Origin of the sequence: Paenibacillus agricola (assembly GCF_011440305.1) — a bacterium.
Lineage (GTDB): Bacteria > Bacillota > Bacilli > Paenibacillales > NBRC-103111 > Paenibacillus_S > Paenibacillus_S agricola.
Genome location: NZ_JAAOIW010000004.1, coordinates 227467 through 251263, shown reverse-complemented (window position 1 = coordinate 251263; position 23797 = coordinate 227467). Strand labels below are relative to the sequence as shown.

Sequence of the window (23797 nt, the reverse complement as noted above, 5' to 3'; positions counted from 1 at the left end):
GAGAAATACTTGATGGAAGCGCTTGCAATTAAGTGAGGAGGGCGAGTATGCTGGAAAATACTTTGACAGTGTTGGTCGTAGACGACGAATTGCCATTACGTGAAGAACTGCGGCTATTTCCTTGGTCTACCTGCAATGCTGAGCTGGTAGGTGAAGCCGAGAATGGGGAAGAGGCTTTGGAATTTTGCCACAAGCTATTGCCTGATGTTGTGATTACGGATATTACCATGCCCAAGATGGATGGCATCGAGCTATTCCGCGCGATTAAAAAACAATTTCCGCTTACCCAGGTTATTCTTTTGACCTGCCATAATGATTTTGAATATGTAAGAGATGCTTTAAGATTAGGGGCTTTGGAATACCTGATCAAAGTGTCTTTATTGGATTCGGATTTGCAGCAGGCCTTGGATAAAGCCCGTTCAACGATCCTAAGGGAGCAAAGCCATCAACGCAGTGAGCTGGATAAGCAGCGCTGGCAGCTAGTGAAAAGCTTTAATCGGGCGACAAGTGCAACGGCAGATAAGCAAACGTCACTGCAGCATGCCACCCAGGAGGCACAGCAAATTTTCGACCAATGGCGGCTTTCTTTTCCATTGCGGGTTACCCAATTGCATATCAGCACAAAAGCCGAGGATGAAATATTCGTGCACCACGAGCTGCAAGCCTTGTTTAGCCAATGGGAGCAGACCTCCAAGCTTTCGTTTCGTTGGGTGCAGCTGAATAAATCGACTTATTTGCTCCTTCACCAATGGGTTACCGATGCCTTGCAGCCGATGCCGGTTAAAATCGCACAAGCTCTGCAAACTATACAGGCTGCGTTAGAGCAGCGGTTGTCTTTTATTAGTCAGGCCGTGCGGATTTACGCACTTTTAAATAATGAAATTACGGATTTTTCAGTATTGTTTAAAGCATTAAATGAAACACAGATCAATCCCGCTGCTATTTTTTATGATAGTCCGGGAACGGTATATGAAGCGTCCACTGTCGCAAAAGCTCTTCCGAATGTTATGGATGAAATCGAGAAGCAGCAGCATGCCAAGCAATTTCATTCCGCATTAGCCCGATCGCAGGAGGCGTTATTCCGCCATATCCGCGAGGATTTTACAGCTTCGATGTATGCCAAACGGCCAGACCCAGAGCCATTAAGGGCATGGAGTGTGGCGATGTGCAAGGAGCTACTCAAGCAAGGCGGTTATGCGGCGGACGACAAAAGCGTAGAAAAGCTGACTCAAGCAAGAACCTTATCGGAATTAACGGCTGCTTTTAGCCATCAGCTGGAGTCGGCGGCGGGTTTGAAGAGTAAATGCCGCAAGGAGGTACAGTTCGCTAAGCAGCTGATAAGTGAACGGTTGGCGGAGCCGATTACCTTGACACAAATTGCTGAAGCGGTGGAGCTAAGCTCCTATTATTTGAGTCGTATATTCCGTGAGGAAGTTGGCGAATCCTTTAATGAATATGTAACCAGCCTGCGGATGGACAAAGCGATCCAACTGCTGCAAACGACGAATATGAAGGTGTACGAGGTTGCCGAGCAGGTGGGTATCCCAAGCTACCGCTATTTCTCTGTGCTGTTTCGTAACCGTACCGGTGTAGCACCTACGGATTTCAAAAAAATTAATTGAATAAAGCCAAGGAGAAAGGGTGGGCCCTAGTGTTAAGCCGGATTAACCATTGGATGAAAAGCCGCAGCATGGTCTTTAAGCATTTCCTGTTTCTATTTGCAGGGACCTTGGTGCTTTTCGGTTTGCTTGCATGGAATAATCTGCAGGAAGCGGAGCAGCTATTCCGCAAGCAGGTACTCTCAGATGCGACGGTCATTATCGACCGTACCAATCTATATTTGGATGCTTATTTGGACAATGTGCAAAATATTTTGCTGCTGCTCTCAACTCGTGATGATTTATTAGACCAAGGAATGGAAGAAGAGGCTGTCAAGGTATTGCGCAAATATGCTGAAAAAAACAGTACCCTCTACAAAACGCTCTATTTGGTGCGGGCTGATGGCAAGGTCATGTCTAATACACAGGTTTACTTAGACATTATTGGAAATCCGAATTTGGCGAAGCTGTACGAGATGTCCACGGCTAACTATGGGGTGATGATCAGCGAGCCTTACCACTCACCGCTATCCGGCAAAACCGTTGCTTTTGTATTGCCGATCAGCGCAATAGGAGAGGATACGATCAAAGGCATAGCCGTGGTTGAAATCGATTTGATTCGGCTCACGGATCTGCTGTCCCAGTTTATGAACACGCGCAACCAGACATTCGCGATCATTACGAACAAGAGTAATATTGTCAATACCTTAGACACCAGCTGGCCGTTGGATTATTATAAGCTGCTGCCCTACAATACTCGTGTGTATCCGCCAGAATTGAATGAGGATTTTGTTGATAGGATCCAAGAACTGCCCGTTGGGATTACTGAAATTGAAGGAGCTAAAAGCAAGCTCGTTGCCGTTAAATCAGGGATGAACAAGCTGGGCTGGTATTTTATTGCTTTTATCGAGGATAGCTATTTTTACCAAAATATACTCATACTTTACAATAATTATAAAACGGCTGCTGTGGTTTGGGTTCTGATTCTGCTCATTAGCTCTTATATGATGAGCCGTTATATAACCTATCCGGTTCGTACGCTGGTAGCCAAAATGGACCGCGTCTACGACATGGAGGTGCTCCCAAGCATATCGGTAACCAGAGAGGACGAAATTGGCAAGCTCGCCAGGAGCTATAACGCGATGATGGAGCGAATTCATCATTTGCTGCTGGAAACGAAGGAAATGGAAAAGCGCAAAAATCAATATGAGCTAAAAATGCTGCAAAGCCAGATTGCGCCGCATTTTCTGTATAATACGCTAGCCTGCATAAGCAGCTTGGCCAAGCAGCAAAAAATTGAAGCCGTGCGCGAAACGATTCGGGCTCTTGTGGGGCTATTGTCGTTTAGCTTCGATAAAAGCGGCGAGTTCGTAACGCTGGAGGAGGAAATTGAGGGACTGCGGATGTATGCCTATATCCAGAAGGTTCGTTATGGGGAAAAGTTCGTCATGACGATTGATGCAGAGCCGGAAACCCTGCATTGCCAAATATTAAAGCTTACACTGCAGCCTTTGGTTGAAAATGCGATTTTTCACGGCCTCGCTCCCCAGAAGGTGCAGGGTCATATTCGTATCCATGCGATTGTAAGAAGAGAACGGCTCTGTATTGTTATTAGGGATGACGGCTTGGGGATGAACCCCGAACAGCTAAGCAGCGTATTTAGCGAGCGCCACCGGACTCCCAGCAAGCATCGGTTTACGGGCATTGGCATTATGAATGTACAGGAGCGTATCCGGCTGCATTTTGGCGAAGAGTTTGGACTTCGTATTGCCAGTATCCCAGAGGTAGGCACCTTAATCCGTATCAAGCTGCCATATATCAGTAAATAATAAAGCGTTTGCAAGAATTCAAACACTTTCGCATAATTGCTGTATATTCCCTAAAGAAAGCGCTTGCTATACTACAGATATAGAAAGTATGTAAGCGAGTTCGAACGAAGCAGGTTTGCTAAGCAACTCAGCAGATGCTTATAAAGTAAGTATGCATAGTAAACTCGGCTGCTGCTTACAAAGTGAGTTTTCTTACAGAAAACTTTTAGGAGGGGCATATATGGAGCAATTATCGATGAGAAACGTGGCCGAAGCCAAAAATAAACAAGCCAAGCTTAAACTAGCCAGCAAAAATATATGGGCCTTCCGAGCCTTTTATATGATGCTGCTGCCGGGAGTTATTTATTACATCTTGTTCCGCTACGTGCCGATGTATGGCGTGATTATCGCGTTTAAGGATTTTAATTTACTTGAAGGGATCGTCAGCAGCCCATGGGCGGACCCTTGGTACAAACATTTTCAAATCTTTTTCAATTCACCTTATTTTGTCCAGCTGATGGTGAACACGTCGCTCATTTCCTTTTACAAGCTCATCTTCGGAATGATTCCACCGATTATGATGGCGTTAATGCTGAATGAATGCCGAGTGCGCTGGCTGAAGACGCTGATCCAAACGTTAACCTATATGCCACATTTCCTGTCCTGGGTCATTATATACGGCATCTTGATTTCCTTATTTTCCCAAAGCTCCGGCTTATTCAACCGTTGGATTCAAGAAAGTGGCGGTACTTCGATCGGGTTTATGACCTCACTTGATTATTTTCGCTCGATCCTTGTCGGTTCGGAAATATGGAAGGATCTTGGCTGGGGAGCGATCATCTATTTGGCCTCCATGACAGCGATTGATCCCACCTTATATGAGGCTGCTCGCGTTGACGGCGCAGGTCGCTTACGGATGATCTGGCATATTACGCTCCCGGGTATACGCAATGTCATTATATTGCTGTTTATATTGAAGCTTGGTCATATTATGGACGCTGGATTTGATCAAATTTATATTTTGTACAATATTCAGGTGTACCAGGTTGCCGATATTCTCGACACTTGGGTATTCAGAACCGGTTTACAGCAGTTGAATTTCAGTCTGGGTGCGGCAGTTGGCTTATTCAAATCAGCAATTGGTCTAGTGCTGGTGCTCGGCGCCAACCATTTATCCAAGAAATGGGGTGATGGCATATGGTAAAAAGCATAGAGGATCGCATTATGAACACAATCGTCTATACCGTGCTTGGCTTAGCAGGCTTGGCTGCTATATTGCCATTGATGTATGTAGTGACGGTATCGATTACGCCTTTTACCGAGGTGCTTAAGAATGGCGGCTTTATATTGATACCCAAAGCAATCACATTCAGCGCTTATGAAAAGCTATTTACGGAATCGAATATCCCCAATGCCTTCTGGGTTACGATAGTGATCACAGTGGTCGGAACGATTGTTAATCTGATATTGACCACACTTATGGCTTATCCACTCAGCCGTAGGGCGCTTCCAGGCCGCAATATATTCCTGCTTATGGTTGTATTCACGATGCTGTTCAGCGGCGGTATTATTCCGACTTACCTAATTGTAAAATCGCTTGGGCTACTGGATTCGATCTGGTCGATGATATTGCCTAATGCGGTATGGAGCTTTAATGTGCTGATTATGAAAAGCTTTTTCGAAAATTTACCTGAAGAGCTGTTCGAATCGGCGCGAATGGATGGTGCCAAGGAATTCCGTATCTTATGGCAAATCGTCATTCCGTTATCGATACCTTCTGTATTAACCATTGGCTTGTTTTATATGGTGGGCCATTGGAATGAGTTTTTCCAAGCCATGATGTACGTAACCGACCGCAGCTTGTTTCCATTACAGATTGTCATTCGAGAAATTCTGATGCTCACTCAGCAGCCGATGGAAAATGCGGAAAATATGATGCCTACAGAAACGATCCAAATGGCTTCGGTCGTTATGGCCAGCTTACCGATTATATTAGTCTATCCGTTTATACAAAAGCATTTCACGAATGGGATGCTGCTTGGCTCCGTAAAGGGTTGAACCACGGATTGATTGCTCCGGACTGCAGCTGGGGCAGCTCCGCTTCAATATATAACTATCAACTTTGAAAGAAAGAAGGGGTTAGTCCATGATACAAAAGAAAACATTGACGGGTTCGTTAGCATTCTTAATGATGGGTGGCATGATACTGTCTGGCTGCGGGGGCACTACGGCAAAGCCAGAGCAAACGATGGCGCCCAAGGATGCAACTGCACCTGTAGCACCAGCTGCTAGTACAAAAAAAATCAAAATTGACATCATAGAAACAGGTAACGGGCTGCCGTCGCCTGACCAGGATATTATTAAACAAGAGATAGATAAGGCATTAAATACCGATTTGAACTTGACGGTATACGCTTCCGGGGATGATTATAAAAATCAGTTGAACGTACGTATGGCATCAGCTAACTTTCCTGACTTGTTCGCGGTTGACCGCCAGCAGCTGAAGCAGTTCTCCGAGCAAGGCTTGCTGCTTGATTTAACAGCGTATATGGATAAACTGAAGCCTGTTACCGATTTCATTGGTGCGGATAGCTTGAAGAAGGGCACGATGAATGGCAAGGTATATGCGATTTCGAAAACGCCTACAATCCCTTACGATACGTATTTTATACGGAAGGATTGGCTGGATAAGCTGGGCTTGCAGGTACCCAAAACTACCGAGGAATTGTTAGAGGCGGCTAAAGCTTTTGGGGAAAAAGATCCTGACGGCAATGGAAAAAAAGATACCTTTGGCATTACGGGCAGCAAGCTTTCCGCCTTTAACACCATATTTGGTGCTTATGGTATTGGTTTTGCAGAGAATACACCAAGCTTGTACGTACGCGATAATAAGCTCGTCAATGCGCTTTATGATCCTAATATGAAGGATGCGCTTAGCTTTATTAAAAAGCTGACCGATGCTGGGGCAGTTGATCCCGAGATACTGGCTATGACTGGCTTACAGCACCAACAAAAAGCGATCAAAGGGCAAGCAGGCATCATCTATATTGACTGGCCGAATATGACCAAGGATAATTTCGTCGAGCAAATCAAAGCGGTCAATCCTAACGCCAATTGGGTGCAGATGGATGCAGTTAAAGGTCCAGGCGGCCAAACAGCCAGTGCTTGGGATATCGGAAAAACGCCTGGTTTGTATGCAATCCCGAAAGCGCTTGAGAAAAATCCGGAAAAGCTGCAAAAGGTATTCGATTTACTGAATTATGTATCCGGTAAAGAAGGCTCCCCTCTCGTCCAATATGGCGTAAAAGGCAAGCATTACAATCTGGAGGGCACGAAGGTGGTACCTACGGATTTGATGGGCAAGGAAGGCGGATATTTCTGGCTGTACCAATTTACCGGTCGACCTGAAATGGACTATTTGCAGGTGAAATTTGCCAAGCAGACACCTTTTATCGAATTCGCCAATAAGCAGCCTCGAATCCAGGCATTAAATGGCTTTGTTGATTTCCCGGCGGGCTACAACGCAGCAGATGCTGGGCGTTATATTGAGGAGGAGCTGGCCAAGTTCGTATATGGCAAACGTCCGATAACGGAATATGATAGCTTCCTAAAGACGCTAGAAACCTCAATGAACTATAAAGCTTATATGGATGGTGCACAAAAGCAAATCAAAGATCTCGGTTATTTGAAATAATTCTGAAATAAATATGGATAAAAATTAAGGCTGTTATTTTAAAAAAAGCATGCTATAATCAGTCTGAGATTTTCAGGGAGGTTTATCCTCCCTTATCTTTTAGAATAAAATTTACACGAGTAAATAATATGAAAATGAGGAGTGTTTAACGATGGATACAACCCAAACAACGCAATTGAATATCACGGAGCTAATGGAGCAATTTAACGAGCAAGGCTACTTATTGATACCAAACGTACTTTCGCAGGAAAAAGTAACACGCCTGAACGCCGCGATTGACGAATTGGTTACCCAAGAGCCGGAAACCTTAGCCCATAATATATACAACAGTGTGGCACGCGACGAAGAGATAGCTTCCTTGATGGAGGAACCTAGTATATTGCCATTAATCGTCAATTTGATGGGCTACAATATACAGCTGCATATTTCACATTTAACGATCCGCCATCCCAATCCTAAGCAAGTGCAAACGGAAACCAACAGCTTTATCAATTGGCATCAGGATGGCCCGCATCCCAAATTCCCGTCAATCGGCGGCATTACGCCCCTTTACTATATCAAAACCTGCTACATCCTAAGCGATATGTCGGAGCCAGATCGCGGCAATACGAAGATTATTCCTGGCTCGCACAACCGCATTTACCAGCCCGATACGAAAAATGTGAGCGAGCAGCTGCCAGGCGAAATGCAGGTCTGCGGCAAACCGGGCGACGTGTTTGTTTTTGCCCAAAATATATGGCATGCGGGTGCACCTAACCTATCCAGCTTCACACGCAGACAGCTATTCCTTGGCTACAGCCCGATCTGGATGCGTCCGATCGATTACCGCGTTGCATCTGAGGAGCAGCTGAAGGATGCCAGCCCGTTCCGCAAGCAGCTGCTGGGCGTTATCGACGATAATCCATTTAAAAATTACGTTCCGAACGAATCTATGGTACCATTAAAAGCTTTATATAAGGGTGAGGTTAGCAGGGGTGGATATGCTCATTAATCATACGAAGATTGGCAAGCTTGAAGGCAAGCTCTCCGTTGTAACGGGAGCTTCCCGTGGACTAGGCAGATGGATTGCCGTTGAATTGGCAAGCCACGGCTCGCTTGTAGCCGTTAATTATGCGAACAGCACCACAGACGCAGAGGAAACAGTCCGCCTCATCACCGAGGCGGGTGGAACCGCGCAGGCGATTCGTGCCGATATTACAAAGGAAGCGGAGGTTCAATCGCTTATCCAGGAAGCGGTTCGGCGGTTCGGGCGCCATGTGGATGTGCTGGTCAACAATGCGACCGGGCCTCAGCCCGAGCTGTCGATCGAAGACATCAGCTGGCAGGCGTTCACGGACCAATTGGAGTTTTTCGTCAAAGCGCCTCTGCTGTTGACGAAGGCGGTGCTACCGGGCATGAAGTCGCAAGGCTCCGGCAGCATCATCAATATTGGCAGTGAAGTTGTGCAACTGGGCAATGCGAACTTTTCCAGCTATGTAACTGCTAAATCGGCGATGATCGGGATGACCCGCTCTTGGGCCAACGAATTGGCTCCGGCTGGAATTCGTGTTAACCTAGTAGCACCGGGCTGGATTCCTGTGGAACGGCATAAAGATTCGAATACAGAGGGATACCAAAAACGGGTACCGCTTAAAAAAATGGGCGAGCCCTCGGACATTGCCGCTGCAGTCGCTTTTTTTGCGTCGGAGGAAGCCAAATTCATTACGGGTCAATGCTTATCCGTTAATGGAGGCAATACGTTCGGAATTTAAGGAGTAAGGTGGCTAGTATATGGTAACAAGACAAGATGTCGCCGACCGCGCGGGTGTTTCCGTTGCGGTCGTTTCTTATGTTTTAAACAACCGCAAAATCGTGAAGGAGCAAACACGGCAAAAAGTGCTGGATGCTGTACGCGAGCTTAAATATAAGCCTAATTTATTGGCGCGCAGCCTTAAGACGAAGAAGTCCAAGCAAATTGCCGTGCTGGTTCAATATTTAGGTAACCCGTTCGAAGCCGGTCTGCTGCTGCGAATCGAATCTGTAGCTAAGACTAGCGGCTATTTTGTGTTTTTCCAAACCTATGAGGAGGAACAGGAGGAACAGCTGCAAGAGCTGTTTATGGGACGCGTGGACGGCATCCTACTCTTGGGACAATCGATGAAAAGGGCTACCCTTGACTATTTCACGGAGATGGATATTCCCGTTGTCTCGATTATGGAGCCGGGAGAGCTGCTGGAGCAGCAAAGCTTTGTAGATATCGATTGGATGGCTGCGATGCGGCAGCTAATCAACCATTTGCGTGAGCAGGGGCATAAACGTATTGCCTTTATGGGTGGTGGCAATCTTCGCCATTATAATGAATGCAGGTTCCGCGCATTTCTGGCTGCGATCGCGAGTGAGGGCTTGGTTTTTCATGCTGAGGACAGGCTTGATGGCGGAGGGCGCTTCGAAAACGCGCAGGAATGCGTACAGCGGCTGCTGGCTAATGGCGCTGGAAAGCTGCCCTTTGGGGCGTTGGTATGCGCCAACGACCTGATGGCTGCAGGAAGCCTGGCAGCATGCCGTGAGCTGGGTGTGCCAGTGCCTGAACAGCTGGCGATTGCTGGCTGCGAGAATATATTGATGTCGTCGCAGACGAACCCGCCGCTTACAGTGATCCATTTCCCGCGTCCCGAAGCCGCTGAGCTTGCTACTCGAAGCCTGCTTGCGATTATGGATGACCCTACCCATGAGCTGGCATCGCCGATCAAACGGCTTGAAGGAACCTTGATGATTCGTGAGTCTTCGGGCAGACTGGATAGCCATCCTGTGGTAAACTAAAGGGGAAAACGAAGCTTTGTTAGCCAAGCAGGAGGATTAATCATGGAAAGAAGCAGGCCAGCACCCCCCAAAGTATTGGTTATTGGAGCTGGAATTGGCGGGCTTTGTGCCGCTATCGCTCTGCAGGATGCTGGGTGGCAGGTATCCGTTTATGAACGTTCTTCTGCCATAAGACAGGCAGGAGCTGGAATTGTGCTGGCTGCGAATGCGATGAAGGTGCTCCAGAAGCTGGGTGTGGCCGACCAGGTTCGTGCACAAGGTGCTGCTGTAGGCAAGGCGGAAATTCGCACCTGGCAAGGCAAGCTGCTTGTTGACTTGCCAACGAAGCAGCAATCCGAGCTTTATGGGACATTCAGCTACATCATTCATCGTGCCGCCCTGCAAGCGATATTGATGGAGCAATTAGGGGATACGCCTGTGGTGCAATTTAATAAAAAGCTGGTGTCCTGGAAACAGGAGCGGCACAATGTAACCGTGAAATTTGCAGATGGCAGCCATGCCGAAGGTGATTTGCTGATCGGCGCGGATGGTATTCGTTCCGTTGTAAGGCAGCAGCTGCTAGGTGCCGCGCCACTGCGATACTCAGGCTTTACGGCGCTTCGCGGGATTTCCGATTTCGCTGACGAACGTTACCCGATGAAGGTAGGGGGCGGATTTGAAGCATGGGGACCCGGCAAGCGGTTTGGCTACACCCACCTTGGGGGTGGGCAAATTTATTGGTTTGCCGCGATTAATTCGCCAGCCGGCATTATTTGCCCCGCTGGTGTGCGTAAACAGGTGGCGCTCGGACATTTACGTGGATGGGTTCAGCCCATCGAGGCTGTTATTGCCGCAACGCACGAGTCCAGCATCCTTTCGCATGATATTTACGATAGCGCTCCTGTCCGCAGGTGGACAGAAGGCAGGGTAGCATTGCTTGGCGATGCCGCCCATCCGATGCTGCCTAATCTGGGGCAAGGCGGCGCGCAAGCGATGGAGGATGCTTGGGTGCTTGCCCAATGCTTGCAGGAACAGGTATCTGCTGCGGATGTGCCAGCCGCCTTGCAGCTTTACGAGCAGCAGCGCATCCCACGTACGACGAAGGTGGTCGTCCAATCCAGGCGTATGGCGCGCCTCGTGCAAATGGATAACGCTGCGTTCATCGGTGTACGCAACCTCATGCTGCGGATGATCCCGGCGTCCATGCAGATAAAGCGCCTGGATTGGTTAGTGGGCCATGATGTTTAAGTATAAACCATAGAAAGAAGGAACAAGAACCAACATGGCCACCGCACAAACGAAAGCATCAGCTAATATGAACACCGTTTTTCCTATTTTATTTGCAATCAGTATTGTGCATTTATTGAATGATGCGATGCAATCCAGCGTCTCTGCGTTATTCCCTATTTTGAAAGATTCATTGGCACTTAGCTACACCCAAATTGGCATGATCGCCTTGGCGATGAATGTAACCGCCTCTCTGATCCAGCCGCTCGTTGGTTATTACGCAGATATTAGGCCAAGGCCTTATATTTTGCCAATAGGCGTCTGCTTTACTCTGGTTGGTGTCATTGGTTTGGCATTGGCTCCTTATTATTCGATTATATTGCTCGCGGTTATTGCCATGGGTATAGGCTCTGCGGTATTTCATCCGGAATCCTCAAGGGTTGCCTACTTGGCAGCAGGTGGAAGAAGAGGCTTGGCGCAATCGATTTTCCAGGTAGGCGGTAATATTGGAAGCTCACTGGGGCCGATTATGACGGCCGTTTTCTTCGTTTCAGTCGGACAGTTCGGCGTGATCTGGTTTACTTTTGCCGCGATTATGGCAATTATTATTCAATATTATGTAGCTCGCTGGTACAGCCAGCAGGATATTAAACCAAAGGTGAGGAGCGTAAAGCCCACAACAACAGACAGTAAAGCGGGCTTATCACAAACGCAAATTACATGGGCAATCGTGATTCTTGTATTTCTTGTATTTACGAAGCATGTATATATGTCAGGGATCAGCAGCTATTATACATTTTATTTGATTGAGGATTATGGGGTCAGCGTAGCGAATGCCCAATGGTTTTTATTTGCTTTTCTGGCTGCATCGGCAGCAGGCACCTTTCTCGGAGGTCCACTCGCTGACCGTTATGGACGGCGCAATATTATTTGGTTTTCGATATTTGGAACTGCACCTTTTTCGATATTGCTGCCTTATGGCGATTTATTTTGGACGGGTGTGTTATGCGTTTGTGCCGGTTTTGTATTATCGTCGGCTTTTTCGATTATTGTCGTGTATGCCCAAGAGCTGCTGCCTGGCAGGGTGGGCCTGATTTCCGGCTTGTTTTTCGGGCTGGCGTTTGGGATTGGCGGTTTGGGATCGGCGGCGCTAGGCTGGATTGCCGATTATACAAGCATTACGTTTATTATGAAGCTTTGCTCTTATTTGCCGCTTTTGGGAATCCTTGCACTGCTGCTTCCAAAGGATAACAAGGAGCTGGTGTAGCTTAAGCATCAACAATTGAAGGAGTAAAGGGATGGATTACGATTTTTTTAACGCCTTCACGCCGCGCATCATGGATGTGGTCAAACGGGATGCCAGCTTCTTTGAATCGTTTGAGTATGTGCTGGCGAAGGAAAAAACAGGGCTGTATATTATGGCATGGGTGTATGCGGGCCGTGGAAATATGCAATTGGATGAAACGCATACGGATTTAAAAAGTGGCGATTTATTCCATATTCATCCTGGACGCCGAATGGTTATTACTACCTCACCCGTGGATACCCTGATTTTTTATTCGATTCATTACCAATCGGGGCTGCTTCGGTGGGAGGGGCAGGAGGCCATATGGAAGCAATCCGATTCGCCTGTGCCTTTGGAGCAATACCAGCACATGGGTGAGCAATCGGTATTGAGGGATGCATTCATTCGCTTATATGAAATTTGGCAGGAGAAGCATAGCGGTTATGTGTGGCAAGTCAAGGTCGGATTTCTTGATATCCTGTACCAGTTAACCCGTTATAAGCTACTGGAAAACGATGAGGATCTTCAAGCGCGCCAAATTATCCAGGCTTCGATAGATTATATTAAGCAACATGTTGAGGACGAAAGCTTAAACCGTGACCGTATGGCGCAGCATGCTGCATTATCGCCAGGCTATTTTTCCATTTTGTTTAAAAAGCACACCGGGATCTCACCGATCCATTATTTGAATAAGATAAGAATGGATCGCGCCAAGGAGCTGCTAAGAACAAGCCGAATCTCGATTAAACAGGTTGCTGCCTTGGTCGGCTTCTCCGACTCGTTTTACTTTTCCAGAGTTTTCGGCAAAGAGACAGGAATGTCACCGAGGGATTACAGAAATGCGTAATGATTTGATTCATTAAAGGGGGGTCTACCATGTATTTATTGGCCGTTCTACTTCCACCCGTTGCTGTGTTATTATCCGGCAAGCCGATTCAAGCGGTACTTAATTTAATCTTAACGTTATGCTTTTGGCTGCCAGGCGTGATTCATGCAATTATGGTCGTAAGTGAAGCGAAAAGTAATAAACGGATGGAGCAATTAGCCAGATCGATGAAAAATCAATAAGATATGAGTGCGAAAAAGCTATCGGGGAGCCAGTCCGATAGCTTTTTTGCATGAAAAGAATGAAATAGTCATCTAACAATAATCCAGATAATTCAGAATGGAATTGCATGTACCTTCCAGTCGGCTCACAGTACAATACGTATATAACGGTTTTATGTATATTATATAGTGAGAAATGAGGAATTATTATGGAACAAGCCCCGAATATTATCGATTCAGACGTTCATAACGCCATCCGGAATTCAAAGGATTTAATTCCATATTTACCGAGAGCTTGGCATGAGCAATGGCTGTCAAGTGGTCCAGGATATGGGGGAGGTTGGCATTCACCCATTGGTGTGATGCGCAAGGATGCTGTTCCTGATGACGGCGGGATACCAGGCAGTGATCCAGCCCACATGATTAGGCATCATTTTGACAAATTCGGAATCGACTATGGCATCTTGACGGGATCGGGTGTGTTGGGGATCTCGCTTAACCCGGATACGGATTATGCGACTGCCGTAGCGAGCGCATACAATGACTGGCTGGTAGAAACCTGGCTGAAAGCTAGTCCCAAATACAAAGGCTCCATCCTGATCAACAATTCCGACCCTGCGGAAGCGGCCAAGGAAATTGATCGGATGGCCAAGCATAAGGATATGGTGCAAATTATCATGTGCAGCGGATCAAGAATGTTGTATGGAAATCGGTATTATCATCCGATCTATGAAGCCGCAGAACGAAATGGATTGCCTGTTGCGGTTCATCCAGGAACGGAAGGCAGAGGCATCTCGGGTGCACCTACGCCATCGGGTTATCCCTCCAAATATTTGGAATGGCATAATATATTGCCAACCAACTATATGGCCCATGTGAATAGCCTCGTCTGTGAGGGGGTATTCGAGAAGTTTCCGAAGCTTAAATTCGTTGCGATCGAAGGCGGAATCGCTTGGCTGCCGCATTTGATGTGGAGGATGGATAAAAATTTTAAAGGCCTGCGCGATACGGTGCCTTGGTTAAAAAAGCTGCCATCCGAGTATATTCGTGAGCATGTTTATGTTACGACGCAGCCGATCGAAGAGCCCTCCCATCCTGACCATTTGAACCAAATTTTCGATATGATTGGTGGCGATCATATGATCCTGTTCTCATCGGATTATCCGCATTGGGATTTTGATAACCCGAAGATGGCGCTGCAGCCTATTCGTAAGGAATTGCGAAAAAAAATATTAGTTGAAAACGCAATGGCACTTTATGGCCTCCATACCAAGCCAGCAGCAGCCAAGGGGGTATAACCAGCATGACAACATCCACAAGATTCGCAGCCGCAACTGTGCAGGAATTAGCTGAAAAAGGTCGGAAAATCGTAACAGTCAAAAATATGGAATATGGCATATTTTTGGTTAATGGCAATTACTATGCCTGGCGTAACGTATGCCCGCATGCAGCGGCTCCTATTTGTGAAGGCACGGTTTGCGGAACGCGATTGCCTTCTCTTGTTTATGAATATGAATATGGACGTGACCAGGAAATCGTTCGTTGCCCATGGCATGGCTGGGAGTTCGATTTGATAACAGGTCAGCATTTGGTTAATGGCTCCGTCAAGCTTCGCGGCTGTAAAGTGGAAGTTGAAGGCGACCAGCTTTATTTACAATTTGCTTAAGGCCAGCCTAATTATCCCAATGGAGTGTGAAGCAATGGAAACTGTGAATGCCAATTTGAAGTATGTCCGACCTGCAAGCATCGACGCTCCATGTATAGGGAAACGACCATTTGATAATAAGCCCGAAGGGAAAAGAGTACCCTTTGGCTGGTCGGCGGTTCCGATTCTGCAGGCTTCCGCGAATGAGTCCACACACATCCATTGGGTACATCCTGAGAAGGCTGCTGGCGCATGGTATGCGCAGCAGTCCTTCTCGGCGTTTTTACGTATAACTGTGGCCGTGGATGTACGTGAAGAAAAAATAATTGATGTTGTAAGCGCTGTTAGTGGGGCTTATCTGGGAAGCTTCGACATTAAATATGCGTATGTACTCCAGCCATTTGAAATACAGCTACCTAAGGAAGCTGTTGAGGTTGCCCTCAAAGAGGGGGTTGCACTGCGGATGGTGCAGGGCGAGCTGCCGCTTTGGATATTCGCGAAGCTTGATGGGGACGATGGCATGATGGCTGGAAGCAGCAAAGATGTAAGTGGCGATGGGTATGAAAGTGGCACTCGTGGGATCAATGAAGCTGCTGCCAATCTAGGAGAGGCTAACACCGCATCAGCAGATGCACCTGATCTGTTACAGCCGCATGTGCTGCTAACACAGCATGAAGGCCCGCATGAGCAACGGATAGAAGCGTTATTATCTGCGCTTGCAAGTACGGCTTCGCTGCAAACCTTTGGATGGATGGAGGGCTGCGTACTTGATGGGCTGCTGGATTTATCCACAGCAGCTGTAGGCGAAGCAGAACGTGCTTTCTACTCAGAAGCCGCCGCTTTTCATCTGCAGCATTTTTTCGATGCTCAGGGACAGCTTGTGTACGAAAATCCAAGAAGCGAGCCTGTCGACGGCCATATTTATGGCATCGAAGGCACATTGCCGTTTGCGTCTGTGGCGATGCTCTGGCCAGCACATCCTTCGATTCAAATGGCGATTGATTACTTTTACAGGGAGCTTAAGCAGGGTGGTGCGATTATGGATGGCAGCACGTTATCGGCAGAAGGCTCGTACACAATCGCCTATCCTTTAGCCCAGTTTGCTGCGGCATGGGATCGCAAGGATTTGGCTGAGGAAGCTGTGCGCCAGCTAACGGTCCGCCAAAAGCTGCTGGTCATAGACGATGACGTCTATTTACGCTGGCATACCAACGGCAACCGTTCATTTCGAAACTGGGCAAGAGCCTATGCTTGGTATATGCTCGGTTTGAGCCGCTCAATCGCCGTATTCACCGACAAGGGTGCGACGAGCGCGATCCAGGAGGTAGCCGGCTCTGCCGCTTTCCGCACATTATTGGAGGAGTGGGTACGTGTTGCCGGAGCGGCAAGACGAAGCCAGCAAGCGGATGGATGCTGGGCTGTATTTGTTGGAGAGCCGGAAACAGGCGTGGATACGTCAGGCAGCTCAGGTATTGCCGCAGCCTTGGCGATTGGAAGTCGTTTTCTGCGCGGGAAGCTGGCTCAGGAAACGCTTGGCACCGCAGCCTTAGCGGAGGCGCAGTTATCCCAGCAAGCCGCTCAAGCCGCTTATGCTGCACTGCCGGCTTATCTCACCCCTGACGGCCTACTTAAGGGAGTTGCCCAGAGCAACCGCAACGGCGAAGAGCTCCAGCGTGGCGGCTATCGCGTCCTATCGCAGATGGGAATGGGCTTATTGGGCCAATTGCATGCGGCTCTTCACAGAGCGTAGCGTTTGGCAAATTGAGATTTCATCCTTACACGTACCCAACAAAGGGCTGCTAAGATTGTTTAGCAGCCCTTTGTTGGGTATCCTGTCTGAAACGTTCTTGTTCCCCTGTACCGTTACACCTTTTGCTGGGGTAAGCATAGTTTTCTTCGTTTATAGATGATATAATATCAGCACCAAATATGGAAAATTAGTAGAATCGGGCTGATAAACGGATGAACCCTCGTGAACTGTTCGGTGATATCGATATTTATTTGTTCGACCAGCTTTTGAAGGGGCGAATTATTAAAGGCATGCGCATTTTGGACGCGGGCTGCGGTACGGGACGCAACCTGGTTTATTTTATGCGTAACGGCTTTGAAATCAACGCGATTGACCGTTCGGAGGAAGCGATCGAGGAGGTAAGGCGGCTAGGAGCCAAGCTTGCCCCGGGCTGGAAGGATGAATATGCCCGGGTCGAATCGCTTGAGAAAATCAACTCCGCCAACGATAGCTTTGATGTAGTGATCAGTAGCGCCGTGCTACATTTTGCCGACCATGATGCGCATTTCCAGCGGATGCTTCATGAGCTGTGGCGGGTGCTAAAGCCGGGCGGCTTGTTATTCGTGCGGCTCGCTTCTTCGATCGGGATCGAGGAGAAGGTGATTCCGCTTGGGCAAAACCGTTACCGGCTACCGGACCGCAGTATCCGTTACTTGGTCGATGAAGGACGCTTGATGAAAACAACGGATAAGCTGCAAGGCATCCTACTTGACCCCATCAAAACCGTCAATGTAGCCAACCAGCGTTGTATGACGACCTGGGTGCTGAAAAAGCCACATATCTTATTTTTTGATCCGATTGAGGAGCTAGCACCAGAGCCGATTATCGACGAAAACTAAACCTTCGCTGCGACTTATCACGAGGGTTAGGGTTTATTTCACCTCCAACAGGTCAACAATGGTACGGTACATTGAACCTATGGAGGTAGAATGATGAACACAAAGACTACAAAAGGGGTCTTGCTGCTGAGCTGTATCCTGCTTTTTTCGGGTTGTGAATGGAAGAACCAGCCTACAATGGCTGAACGCCATCCAACCGGGCAGCATGACGAGAGTAAGGCGACATCAGCGGAGTCTGCTTCAACGGAGATGGGCAAACGCAAGGAGTCGGCGGAGATGGTCAAGCATATCGACATTGTAAACGGCAGTGGAGCCAAGACCGGAACAGCCACGCTTTCCGCGGTAGCTGATGGCGTTAAGATACAGGTCGAGGTTATGGGCTTAACACCCGGTAAGCATGGTATCCATATTCACCAGAATGGCGTATGCACCGGCCCCGACTTTACATCGGCGGGAGCACATTTGAACCCAACCGGGAAACAGCATGGCTTTGAGAATCCGCAAGGTCCGCATATCGGAGATCTGATGAACCTTGAGGTTGGGACAGATGGCACCGGCAAAGCTGAGCTTCTGAACAAGATGGTGACATTAAGCAAGGACAAGGCGAATTCACTTTTGAAGGCGGGTGGCACCTCATTGATTATTCATGAGGCCGCTGACGACTATAAAACAGATCCTGCAGGCAACTCCGGAGCGCGTATTGCTTGTGGTGCCATTGTCTAACAGGGTGTCTACTTGGCATTGCCGCCTCTATTAAACCTATGTTAAAATGTAAAAACCCGCCTTGCTGGCTTGTTATGCCTAGGGGTGGGTTTTTATATGTGGTCATAGCCGTTTATTCTCGTTAGGGAGCTGCAGAGATGAAGTTTGACATCGATACGATATCTTTTTTTGTAATACAAGCCGAGGGTGAAGAAGAGCAGGGCACGAAGCGCTGCAAGCATTACCAGACGATGGATGGTGAGGATTACGCGGAGAGTGAGCTGAGCTCGTTCCTGGGCGGAGAATTCGCCAAAATCGCCAAGCGCCATGCCGAACGCAATCCGAAAGCCGAGCAGGTGCCGACCAAGATCGGACGTTTTGTTGTTGAGCCTGGCTTTGAGCTGGATAGCAACCCCAACTATAATTTATTTGCCCGCTTGCGTATTGCCGAGACACAGGATGCCTACATTGAGCATGCGGAAGCTTTTGTCCAAGCTTATATGGATACGAGTGCGATTCGTGGAGGAGCCGTATTTATTGCTCGCGCTAAACTAAGCCAGCTTTTTGATGAGCCTTTTATTTTTGTACTCAAATGTGACTTTGAGCAAAAAATCGCCCGCATAACCGATGAACGCAGCCTTTTGAAAAAGGTGGAAATGGCCATAAATGCGAAAAATATGAAGTCGATTATGTATCCACATATGCCTGAGGAAGGTATGCTGGAGCCATGGGAGCTGAAAATCCATCAATCCTCGCACGCACGTTACTTCGAGGACTTTTTGAAATATGTGGAGTATGAGAAGTCGCAGCCGGAAATTTTGAATGAACAGGTGCTGGGCTTTGTCCATCAATATATTGAAGAGGCCTATGTGGATAATGTGCAAGGACGCGAGCAGGAAACGTTGGAGATGGAAACATGGGCTTATAGCGAGAAACGAGAGCTTCAGGAAAAGTGGTCGCCTGTGCAGGTTATGGAAGCTTCTTCGATCCTGATTGAGCAGCAGCCGGAGATTGAAATGAAATTGAAATTGGGTAATATGACCGTACGCGCATTATTGGCAGATTTCGGAGACAGGCTGCATATTGCGAAGCTGGGAAATCGTTATGTGGTGGTTTTGGAGGGCGAGGACCTGCTGTTTGACAAAGGCATCTTGCCTATTGAATTGCTGCAGCCTGAGCCTTTGGAGCAGATTGTAGAGCGTATCACAAGCAGAGCAGAGGAAGAATTGAACGACTGAGCGGGCTATAAGAAACACATAATTAGCCATGATTGAAAGGAGGCGTAATTGCATGATCTCCAAGCTCCATCCGCGTTTTTCGGAAATTATACAATTATATATGGGACAAATAGAAGAAGCTAGCCCAGCTTTATTGGAAGGCTGGTATTTATATGGCTCTGTCGCTTTGGACGATTATTCGATCGAAAAAAGTGATATTGATTTTATTGCTGTTACAGGCAAGCGACTGGAAGCAGCGGAAATAGCCCTTATACGATCCATTCATGAAGATGTAGAGCGCCAATATGCTTTGCCTAGCTTAAGTGGTATTTATGTAACCTGGGCGGACTTGGGTAAGCTTCAGCACGAAATGGCTCCTTTTCCTTATTTTCACGATGGGCAGATGCACGAAGCGGGATATTTTGAGCTAAATCTGGTAACATGGTTTGAGCTGAAGAAATATGGGATAGCGGTTAAGGGACCGTTAACCTCAGAGCTGCCTTTCCAGGTCGATGAGCAGCAGCTGATGAGCAGTTTGTTGACCAATCTCGATACCTATTGGAAGGGCTGGATCCACCGAGCGCACCGGCTTAGCTCGCCATATGCGGAACGGAAATTTTTTCGGCGAGCCGATCTGGAATGGGGCGTGCTTGGCATATGCCGGTTATTTTATACGCTCCGTGAGCGGGATGTTACGACCAAAGCAGCGGCTGGCCACTACGCCTTGGAACATGTTCCTGGGCAGTGGCACCGCGTTATTGAGGAGGCGATCCTAGCAAGGCGAGGGGTTTCTTTTTCGTTGTACCGCTCTAAGGTAAAACGTAAGCAGGAAGCACTTGCATGTATGGCTTACATTCGGAGAGAATGTAAGAAGCTGTTTGTCTTACAGCAGCAATAAACCGACGATAACCCCTATGCCTCCGAACACCAACCCGTAGCCAAAGTTCCAAATGGTAATGCGAAAAGGATTGACCCGTAAGAGACCACTCATAATCGTAACTGTCGTATTGAAGGTGCCCATAAAGGAAGCGCTTAGGCATGAGCTGATCAGCACAATGGCGATGCTTAGCGGGTTCATGATTGCCAAAATGGGTTGGAGCATAAAGCCGATCAAGCCCATAACGACCAACGGATGGATACCGGCAACGGGTAATAGAAAGCAGGCAAGGAAAATACAAATTAATAGCAGTGCCGGGAAATGGGCAATAGCTTGTACATAGCCTTCAACCAAATGAAACAGGGGGCTCTGGGTAACCGCGCTATTGAAGAAACCAAAGGACAGAAACAATACTAATAAATGGCGCAGCCCATCAATGCTTTCTTTTCCGTGCAAGCGAATTGAGCCTATATAGCGATTAAATCGACGCAAAGTGATTGCCCATATTAAGGAAAAAGGCAGCAGCAGAAACGTCATCGCCGCGAAAAAGGATATCTGCATAACCGCTTGCAGCCCAAAGGCGATTGTAATGAGCAATACCAACGCGAATAAAAAAGTGATGGTTTTTGACCAGGAAGGAGCCTTGGGCTCGGTTCCTTGTGTTGTGGCAAGCGTGACGTGGCGAAAGCTCAGCCCCCATAAGCTGCCGGCAGCAAGCAATACAAGCGACAATCCGAACATCCATGGCAGCAAAGACATGTAGGAGACACCGGTCAGCACAACGGCTGTTGCAACCAAGGGCTCGACAGGGCTCCAGAGGGCGACGATACCAAAGCCACGAAGAATTGAAATCCCCAGGAAACGATTCTTAAGCTCTTGCTCCTGATGCTGTAAATGCTTGCTTAGCACTCGGTGTAGCAGGGGAAGTGCAGCGAAAAACAAAAAAAGCGAGAGCAAGTAGCTGACCGCTAATGAACGCACGTACAAATTTCCGAGATTTCCGGACTTAACGTGAAGCCAGCGGCTTAAATGCCGGTCATAGCCACCAACCCGAATGACTCGGTTAATGAAGGGCAGCATATACAATAAAGAAATGAGCATCACATTGGATGTCATTAGCAAGGGAAGCTGTGATAGCGGAATTTGCCCCCAAATCATGCAAGCTATACCTGCCGTAATAAAAACAATAGCGGCGATTTGAAACATTCCGCGTGCATCCCGAATGGAAATAAAGAAGCAAATAAGAGCCAGAATACCTTCAATAAATTGCACCCATTGCAGACCGGTTAAGGTCTGGATAATAAAGCTCGCAACTAATAATGTGTAAAGCAGGGGTCTGGCTGTCTGAATCCTGAAGTTAACCACAGTTGTTCTCCTATCTATTTTTCTCTAAAATGAATACTTTAGGTATTATAGCATTGTCCGATTTATTGAGGTACCCTTTTCTAAATAAGTATTCGATTGCAAGCTACAAGAAAGCAAAGGAGCGTTATTATGAATCCTGCAGAACCCAAAAAAGCAAGCCCTACATTGACGGAGGGGCCGATTGCTAAAACACTTTTTTTATTTTCGTTGCCTATACTAATGGGAAATGTGCTTCAGTCGTTGAATGGATCGATCAATGCGATCTGGATTGGCAAGTTTCTGGGGGAGCAGGCGCTCGCCGCTACTTCAAATGCAAATATCATCATGTTTTTGTTAATAAGCGCCATATTCGGGATTGCTATGGCGGCAGTCATTTTAATTGGGCAAAATTTGGGAGCCAAAAAGGTAGACGAGGCCAAGAAAGTAGTCGGCACCAGTGCTGTCTTTTTTTTATTGCTCTCAATTATTGTTTCGGCGATAGGCTTAATTTTTTCACCCGAAATTTTGGATTTATTAAATACGCCTTTGGATGCAAGACAGTTTGCGATTGATTATACACGCATTATTTTTGCCGGAGTTCCTTTTATGTTTGGCTATAATCTGGTGATGGCTGTATTGCGTGGCTCTGGTGATGCCAAAACGCCCTTTTACTTCCTGCTGCTTTCGGCAGGGTTAGATATTATTTTGAACCCTTTGTTAATCGTAGGTATGGGACCTTTTCCTGAAATGGGGATATCCGGTTCGGCGTTGGCGACGTTTATTTCGCAATTTGTCAGCTTTACGCTGCTGCTCCTGTATTTGTACTGGAAAAAGTATTTTTTACGTATCACGAAGGACGACCTTCATATGCTTCGTTTAAAATGGGATATTGTGCGTTCACTCATTCAAAAGGGGCTGCCGATGGGCTTGAATATGGTGGTAGTTTCCGTGAGTAACCTTTTCCTGATTCATTTGGTGAATTCCTATGGCTCTGAAGCGTCTGCTGCATTCGGGGTGGCGACACAAATTTCCAGTTATGTGCAAATGCCAGCAATGGCGATCGGAGGAGCGGTAACCTCGATGGCAGCGCAAAATATAGGTGCGGGCAACTGGGATCGAGTCAATCGCATTACTTGGACAGGGGTTGGGTTCAATGTACTGCTAACAGGTCTGGTCGTGATCTGTATTCACTTCTTCAACCGTGAAGCTGTCGGCTTGTTCCTGCCGGTTGAAGGCAAGGCGATTGATCTTGGCGTACATATTAACAATATTACGTTGTGGTCGTTTATCCTCTTTGGGGTTTTTAGTGTGGTAGCGGGTGTTGTAAGGGCATCTGGCGCGGTTATTGTACCGTTGGTTGTGTCATTCATCGCGTTATTGCTTATACGCATTCCGCTCGCTTATTTCCTTGGGTACCAATTCGGCTTTGATTACATTTGGTGGAGCTTTCCAGCCAGCTTTGGCATAGCTATGCTGCTCAACCTGCTGTATTACAGGTTTGGGAAATGGAAGCAGGCGAAGATTATGCCTACCGCGAAGCCTGCGTGAGAGGTGTTAGAAGCGCAAGAAGAGTAAGAGTTGAAGCAAGTAAACAAACGAAACAAGCATAATAAGCACATAAAGCAAAGCAAGTATAAGAAGTAAGAAGCCTGTAAAAGAAAAGGAAATCTACGCGAAGAAGCCTTCCTCCACTGTGACAAACGGTGGGACGAAGGCTTTTTTGGCTCTTGCCACAATTAGTGCTCGACGGAGGAAAAGGAGGCTAGAAGTGGTGATGAATAGTAAGAAAGTGGAAGGACAGAGGTGATTTAGCTGGAGTTTATCCATTTACTTTCTTATTTTTTCTTTATTTCAGCATATATAGCGGTAGCTTTTCCAGTTTACCTTCCACAAGGTACTTAGCATTCGTCAATCACTGGGTTTGAAGTCGTATCCTCATTACCAAAT

21 protein-coding genes are annotated in these 23797 nt (G+C 47.3%); 20 read left to right on the top strand and 1 reads right to left on the bottom strand.

What is annotated here, in order from left to right; translation table 11 throughout:
• Positions 1 to 47 precede the first annotated feature (47 nt).
• The 19 genes from G9U52_RS12565 to G9U52_RS12475 all read left to right on the top strand — a co-directional run bounded on the left by G9U52_RS12565 (position 48) and on the right by G9U52_RS12475 (position 20527).
• A complete protein-coding gene (locus tag G9U52_RS12565; protein ID WP_166149961.1) occupies positions 48 to 1622 on the top strand; it encodes a response regulator transcription factor in 1575 nt (524 codons plus the stop codon).
• 29 nt (positions 1623 to 1651) lie between these two features.
• The gene (locus G9U52_RS12560) at positions 1652 to 3427 is read left to right on the top strand and encodes a cache domain-containing sensor histidine kinase (RefSeq protein WP_311764855.1); all 1776 of its coding nucleotides are present in this window, start codon (positions 1652 to 1654) and stop codon (positions 3425 to 3427) included.
• Between the two features lie 319 nt (positions 3428 to 3746).
• The gene (locus tag G9U52_RS12555) at positions 3747 to 4610 is read left to right on the top strand and encodes an ABC transporter permease (protein ID WP_375790250.1); all 864 of its coding nucleotides are present in this window, start codon (positions 3747 to 3749) and stop codon (positions 4608 to 4610) included.
• Positions 4604 to 5464 (top strand): carbohydrate ABC transporter permease, encoded by an 861-nt coding sequence (locus G9U52_RS12550; RefSeq protein ID WP_166149957.1) that lies wholly within the window; start codon positions 4604 to 4606, stop codon positions 5462 to 5464. The genes G9U52_RS12555 and G9U52_RS12550 overlap by 7 nt, the downstream gene beginning before the upstream one ends.
• An 88-nt stretch (positions 5465 to 5552) precedes the next feature.
• Positions 5553 to 7100: an extracellular solute-binding protein gene (locus G9U52_RS12545; protein ID WP_166149955.1), complete on the top strand. Its 1548-nt coding sequence runs from the start codon at positions 5553 to 5555 to the stop codon at positions 7098 to 7100.
• A gap of 151 nt (positions 7101 to 7251) precedes the next feature.
• Positions 7252 to 8091, top strand: coding sequence for a phytanoyl-CoA dioxygenase family protein (locus tag G9U52_RS12540; protein ID WP_166149953.1), 840 nt, complete (start codon positions 7252 to 7254; stop codon positions 8089 to 8091).
• The gene (locus G9U52_RS12535; RefSeq protein WP_166149951.1) at positions 8081 to 8851 is read left to right on the top strand and encodes an SDR family oxidoreductase; all 771 of its coding nucleotides are present in this window, start codon (positions 8081 to 8083) and stop codon (positions 8849 to 8851) included. The genes G9U52_RS12540 and G9U52_RS12535 overlap by 11 nt, the downstream gene beginning before the upstream one ends.
• A gap of 19 nt (positions 8852 to 8870) precedes the next feature.
• Positions 8871 to 9899: a LacI family DNA-binding transcriptional regulator gene (locus G9U52_RS12530; RefSeq protein ID WP_166149949.1), complete on the top strand. Its 1029-nt coding sequence runs from the start codon at positions 8871 to 8873 to the stop codon at positions 9897 to 9899.
• Between the two features lie 42 nt (positions 9900 to 9941).
• Positions 9942 to 11126 carry an FAD-dependent monooxygenase gene (locus G9U52_RS12525; protein ID WP_166149947.1) on the top strand — a complete coding sequence of 395 codons (1185 nt, stop codon included), beginning with the start codon at positions 9942 to 9944 and terminating at the stop codon, positions 11124 to 11126.
• A 34-nt stretch (positions 11127 to 11160) separates the two neighbouring features.
• A complete protein-coding gene (locus tag G9U52_RS12520; RefSeq protein WP_166149946.1) occupies positions 11161 to 12372 on the top strand; it encodes an MFS transporter in 1212 nt (403 codons plus the stop codon).
• A 31-nt stretch (positions 12373 to 12403) separates the two neighbouring features.
• On the top strand, positions 12404 to 13237 hold the full coding sequence (locus G9U52_RS12515; RefSeq protein ID WP_166149944.1) for an AraC family transcriptional regulator: 834 nt from the start codon (positions 12404 to 12406) through the stop codon (positions 13235 to 13237).
• A gap of 29 nt (positions 13238 to 13266) precedes the next feature.
• The gene (locus tag G9U52_RS12510) at positions 13267 to 13458 is read left to right on the top strand and encodes a YqaE/Pmp3 family membrane protein (protein WP_166149942.1); all 192 of its coding nucleotides are present in this window, start codon (positions 13267 to 13269) and stop codon (positions 13456 to 13458) included.
• 188 nt (positions 13459 to 13646) lie between these two features.
• A complete protein-coding gene (locus tag G9U52_RS12505) occupies positions 13647 to 14735 on the top strand; it encodes an amidohydrolase family protein (RefSeq protein ID WP_166149940.1) in 1089 nt (362 codons plus the stop codon).
• Positions 14736 to 14740: 5 nt separating this feature from the next.
• Positions 14741 to 15103, top strand: coding sequence for a Rieske (2Fe-2S) protein (locus tag G9U52_RS12500; protein WP_166149938.1), 363 nt, complete (start codon positions 14741 to 14743; stop codon positions 15101 to 15103).
• Positions 15104 to 15137: 34 nt separating this feature from the next.
• Positions 15138 to 16832: a glycoside hydrolase family 88 protein gene (locus G9U52_RS12495; protein WP_166149936.1), complete on the top strand. Its 1695-nt coding sequence runs from the start codon at positions 15138 to 15140 to the stop codon at positions 16830 to 16832.
• A gap of 212 nt (positions 16833 to 17044) precedes the next feature.
• Positions 17045 to 17710 (top strand): class I SAM-dependent methyltransferase, encoded by a 666-nt coding sequence (locus G9U52_RS12490; RefSeq protein ID WP_166149934.1) that lies wholly within the window; start codon positions 17045 to 17047, stop codon positions 17708 to 17710.
• A 90-nt stretch (positions 17711 to 17800) separates the two neighbouring features.
• Positions 17801 to 18433, top strand: coding sequence for a superoxide dismutase family protein (locus G9U52_RS12485; RefSeq protein ID WP_243767301.1), 633 nt, complete (start codon positions 17801 to 17803; stop codon positions 18431 to 18433).
• A 137-nt stretch (positions 18434 to 18570) separates the two neighbouring features.
• Positions 18571 to 19650: a DUF3900 domain-containing protein gene (locus tag G9U52_RS12480; RefSeq protein WP_166149932.1), complete on the top strand. Its 1080-nt coding sequence runs from the start codon at positions 18571 to 18573 to the stop codon at positions 19648 to 19650.
• A gap of 52 nt (positions 19651 to 19702) precedes the next feature.
• A complete protein-coding gene (locus G9U52_RS12475; RefSeq protein ID WP_166149930.1) occupies positions 19703 to 20527 on the top strand; it encodes an aminoglycoside adenylyltransferase domain-containing protein in 825 nt (274 codons plus the stop codon).
• Here G9U52_RS12475 and G9U52_RS12470 read toward each other — a convergent pair.
• Entirely contained in the window at positions 20513 to 21871 is a 1359-nt protein-coding gene (locus G9U52_RS12470) for a hypothetical protein (protein WP_311764854.1), read from the bottom strand. The two genes, G9U52_RS12475 and G9U52_RS12470, sit on opposite strands and share 15 nt — an antisense overlap.
• A 129-nt stretch (positions 21872 to 22000) precedes the next feature.
• Here G9U52_RS12470 and G9U52_RS12465 point away from each other — a divergent pair, with 129 nt between their 5' ends.
• Complete coding sequence (locus tag G9U52_RS12465; protein ID WP_166149928.1) at positions 22001 to 23398, top strand: MATE family efflux transporter; 1398 nt, start codon at positions 22001 to 22003, stop codon at positions 23396 to 23398.
• Positions 23399 to 23797 lie beyond the last annotated feature (399 nt).

Excerpts from the sequence above, each read along its gene's own strand:
- G9U52_RS12565 (WP_166149961.1), top strand. The coding sequence starts at position 48 with ATGCTGGAAAATACTTTGACAGTGTTGGTCGTAGACGACGAATTGCCA.
- G9U52_RS12555 (WP_375790250.1), top strand. The coding sequence starts at position 3,747 with ATGATGCTGCTGCCGGGAGTTATTTATTACATCTTGTTCCGCTACGTG.
- G9U52_RS12550 (WP_166149957.1), top strand. The coding sequence starts at position 4,604 with ATGGTAAAAAGCATAGAGGATCGCATTATGAACACAATCGTCTATACC.
- G9U52_RS12545 (WP_166149955.1), top strand. The coding sequence starts at position 5,553 with ATGATACAAAAGAAAACATTGACGGGTTCGTTAGCATTCTTAATGATG.
- G9U52_RS12540 (WP_166149953.1), top strand. The coding sequence starts at position 7,252 with ATGGATACAACCCAAACAACGCAATTGAATATCACGGAGCTAATGGAG.
- G9U52_RS12535 (WP_166149951.1), top strand. The coding sequence starts at position 8,081 with ATGCTCATTAATCATACGAAGATTGGCAAGCTTGAAGGCAAGCTCTCC.
- G9U52_RS12530 (WP_166149949.1), top strand. The coding sequence starts at position 8,871 with ATGGTAACAAGACAAGATGTCGCCGACCGCGCGGGTGTTTCCGTTGCG.
- G9U52_RS12525 (WP_166149947.1), top strand. The coding sequence starts at position 9,942 with ATGGAAAGAAGCAGGCCAGCACCCCCCAAAGTATTGGTTATTGGAGCT.
- G9U52_RS12520 (WP_166149946.1), top strand. The coding sequence starts at position 11,161 with ATGGCCACCGCACAAACGAAAGCATCAGCTAATATGAACACCGTTTTT.
- G9U52_RS12515 (WP_166149944.1), top strand. The coding sequence starts at position 12,404 with ATGGATTACGATTTTTTTAACGCCTTCACGCCGCGCATCATGGATGTG.
- G9U52_RS12510 (WP_166149942.1), top strand. The coding sequence starts at position 13,267 with ATGTATTTATTGGCCGTTCTACTTCCACCCGTTGCTGTGTTATTATCC.
- G9U52_RS12505 (WP_166149940.1), top strand. The coding sequence starts at position 13,647 with ATGGAACAAGCCCCGAATATTATCGATTCAGACGTTCATAACGCCATC.
- G9U52_RS12500 (WP_166149938.1), top strand. The coding sequence starts at position 14,741 with ATGACAACATCCACAAGATTCGCAGCCGCAACTGTGCAGGAATTAGCT.
- G9U52_RS12495 (WP_166149936.1), top strand. The coding sequence starts at position 15,138 with ATGGAAACTGTGAATGCCAATTTGAAGTATGTCCGACCTGCAAGCATC.
- G9U52_RS12490 (WP_166149934.1), top strand. The coding sequence starts at position 17,045 with ATGAACCCTCGTGAACTGTTCGGTGATATCGATATTTATTTGTTCGAC.
- G9U52_RS12485 (WP_243767301.1), top strand. The coding sequence starts at position 17,801 with ATGATGAACACAAAGACTACAAAAGGGGTCTTGCTGCTGAGCTGTATC.
- G9U52_RS12480 (WP_166149932.1), top strand. The coding sequence starts at position 18,571 with ATGAAGTTTGACATCGATACGATATCTTTTTTTGTAATACAAGCCGAG.
- G9U52_RS12475 (WP_166149930.1), top strand. The coding sequence starts at position 19,703 with ATGATCTCCAAGCTCCATCCGCGTTTTTCGGAAATTATACAATTATAT.
- G9U52_RS12465 (WP_166149928.1), top strand. The coding sequence starts at position 22,001 with ATGAATCCTGCAGAACCCAAAAAAGCAAGCCCTACATTGACGGAGGGG.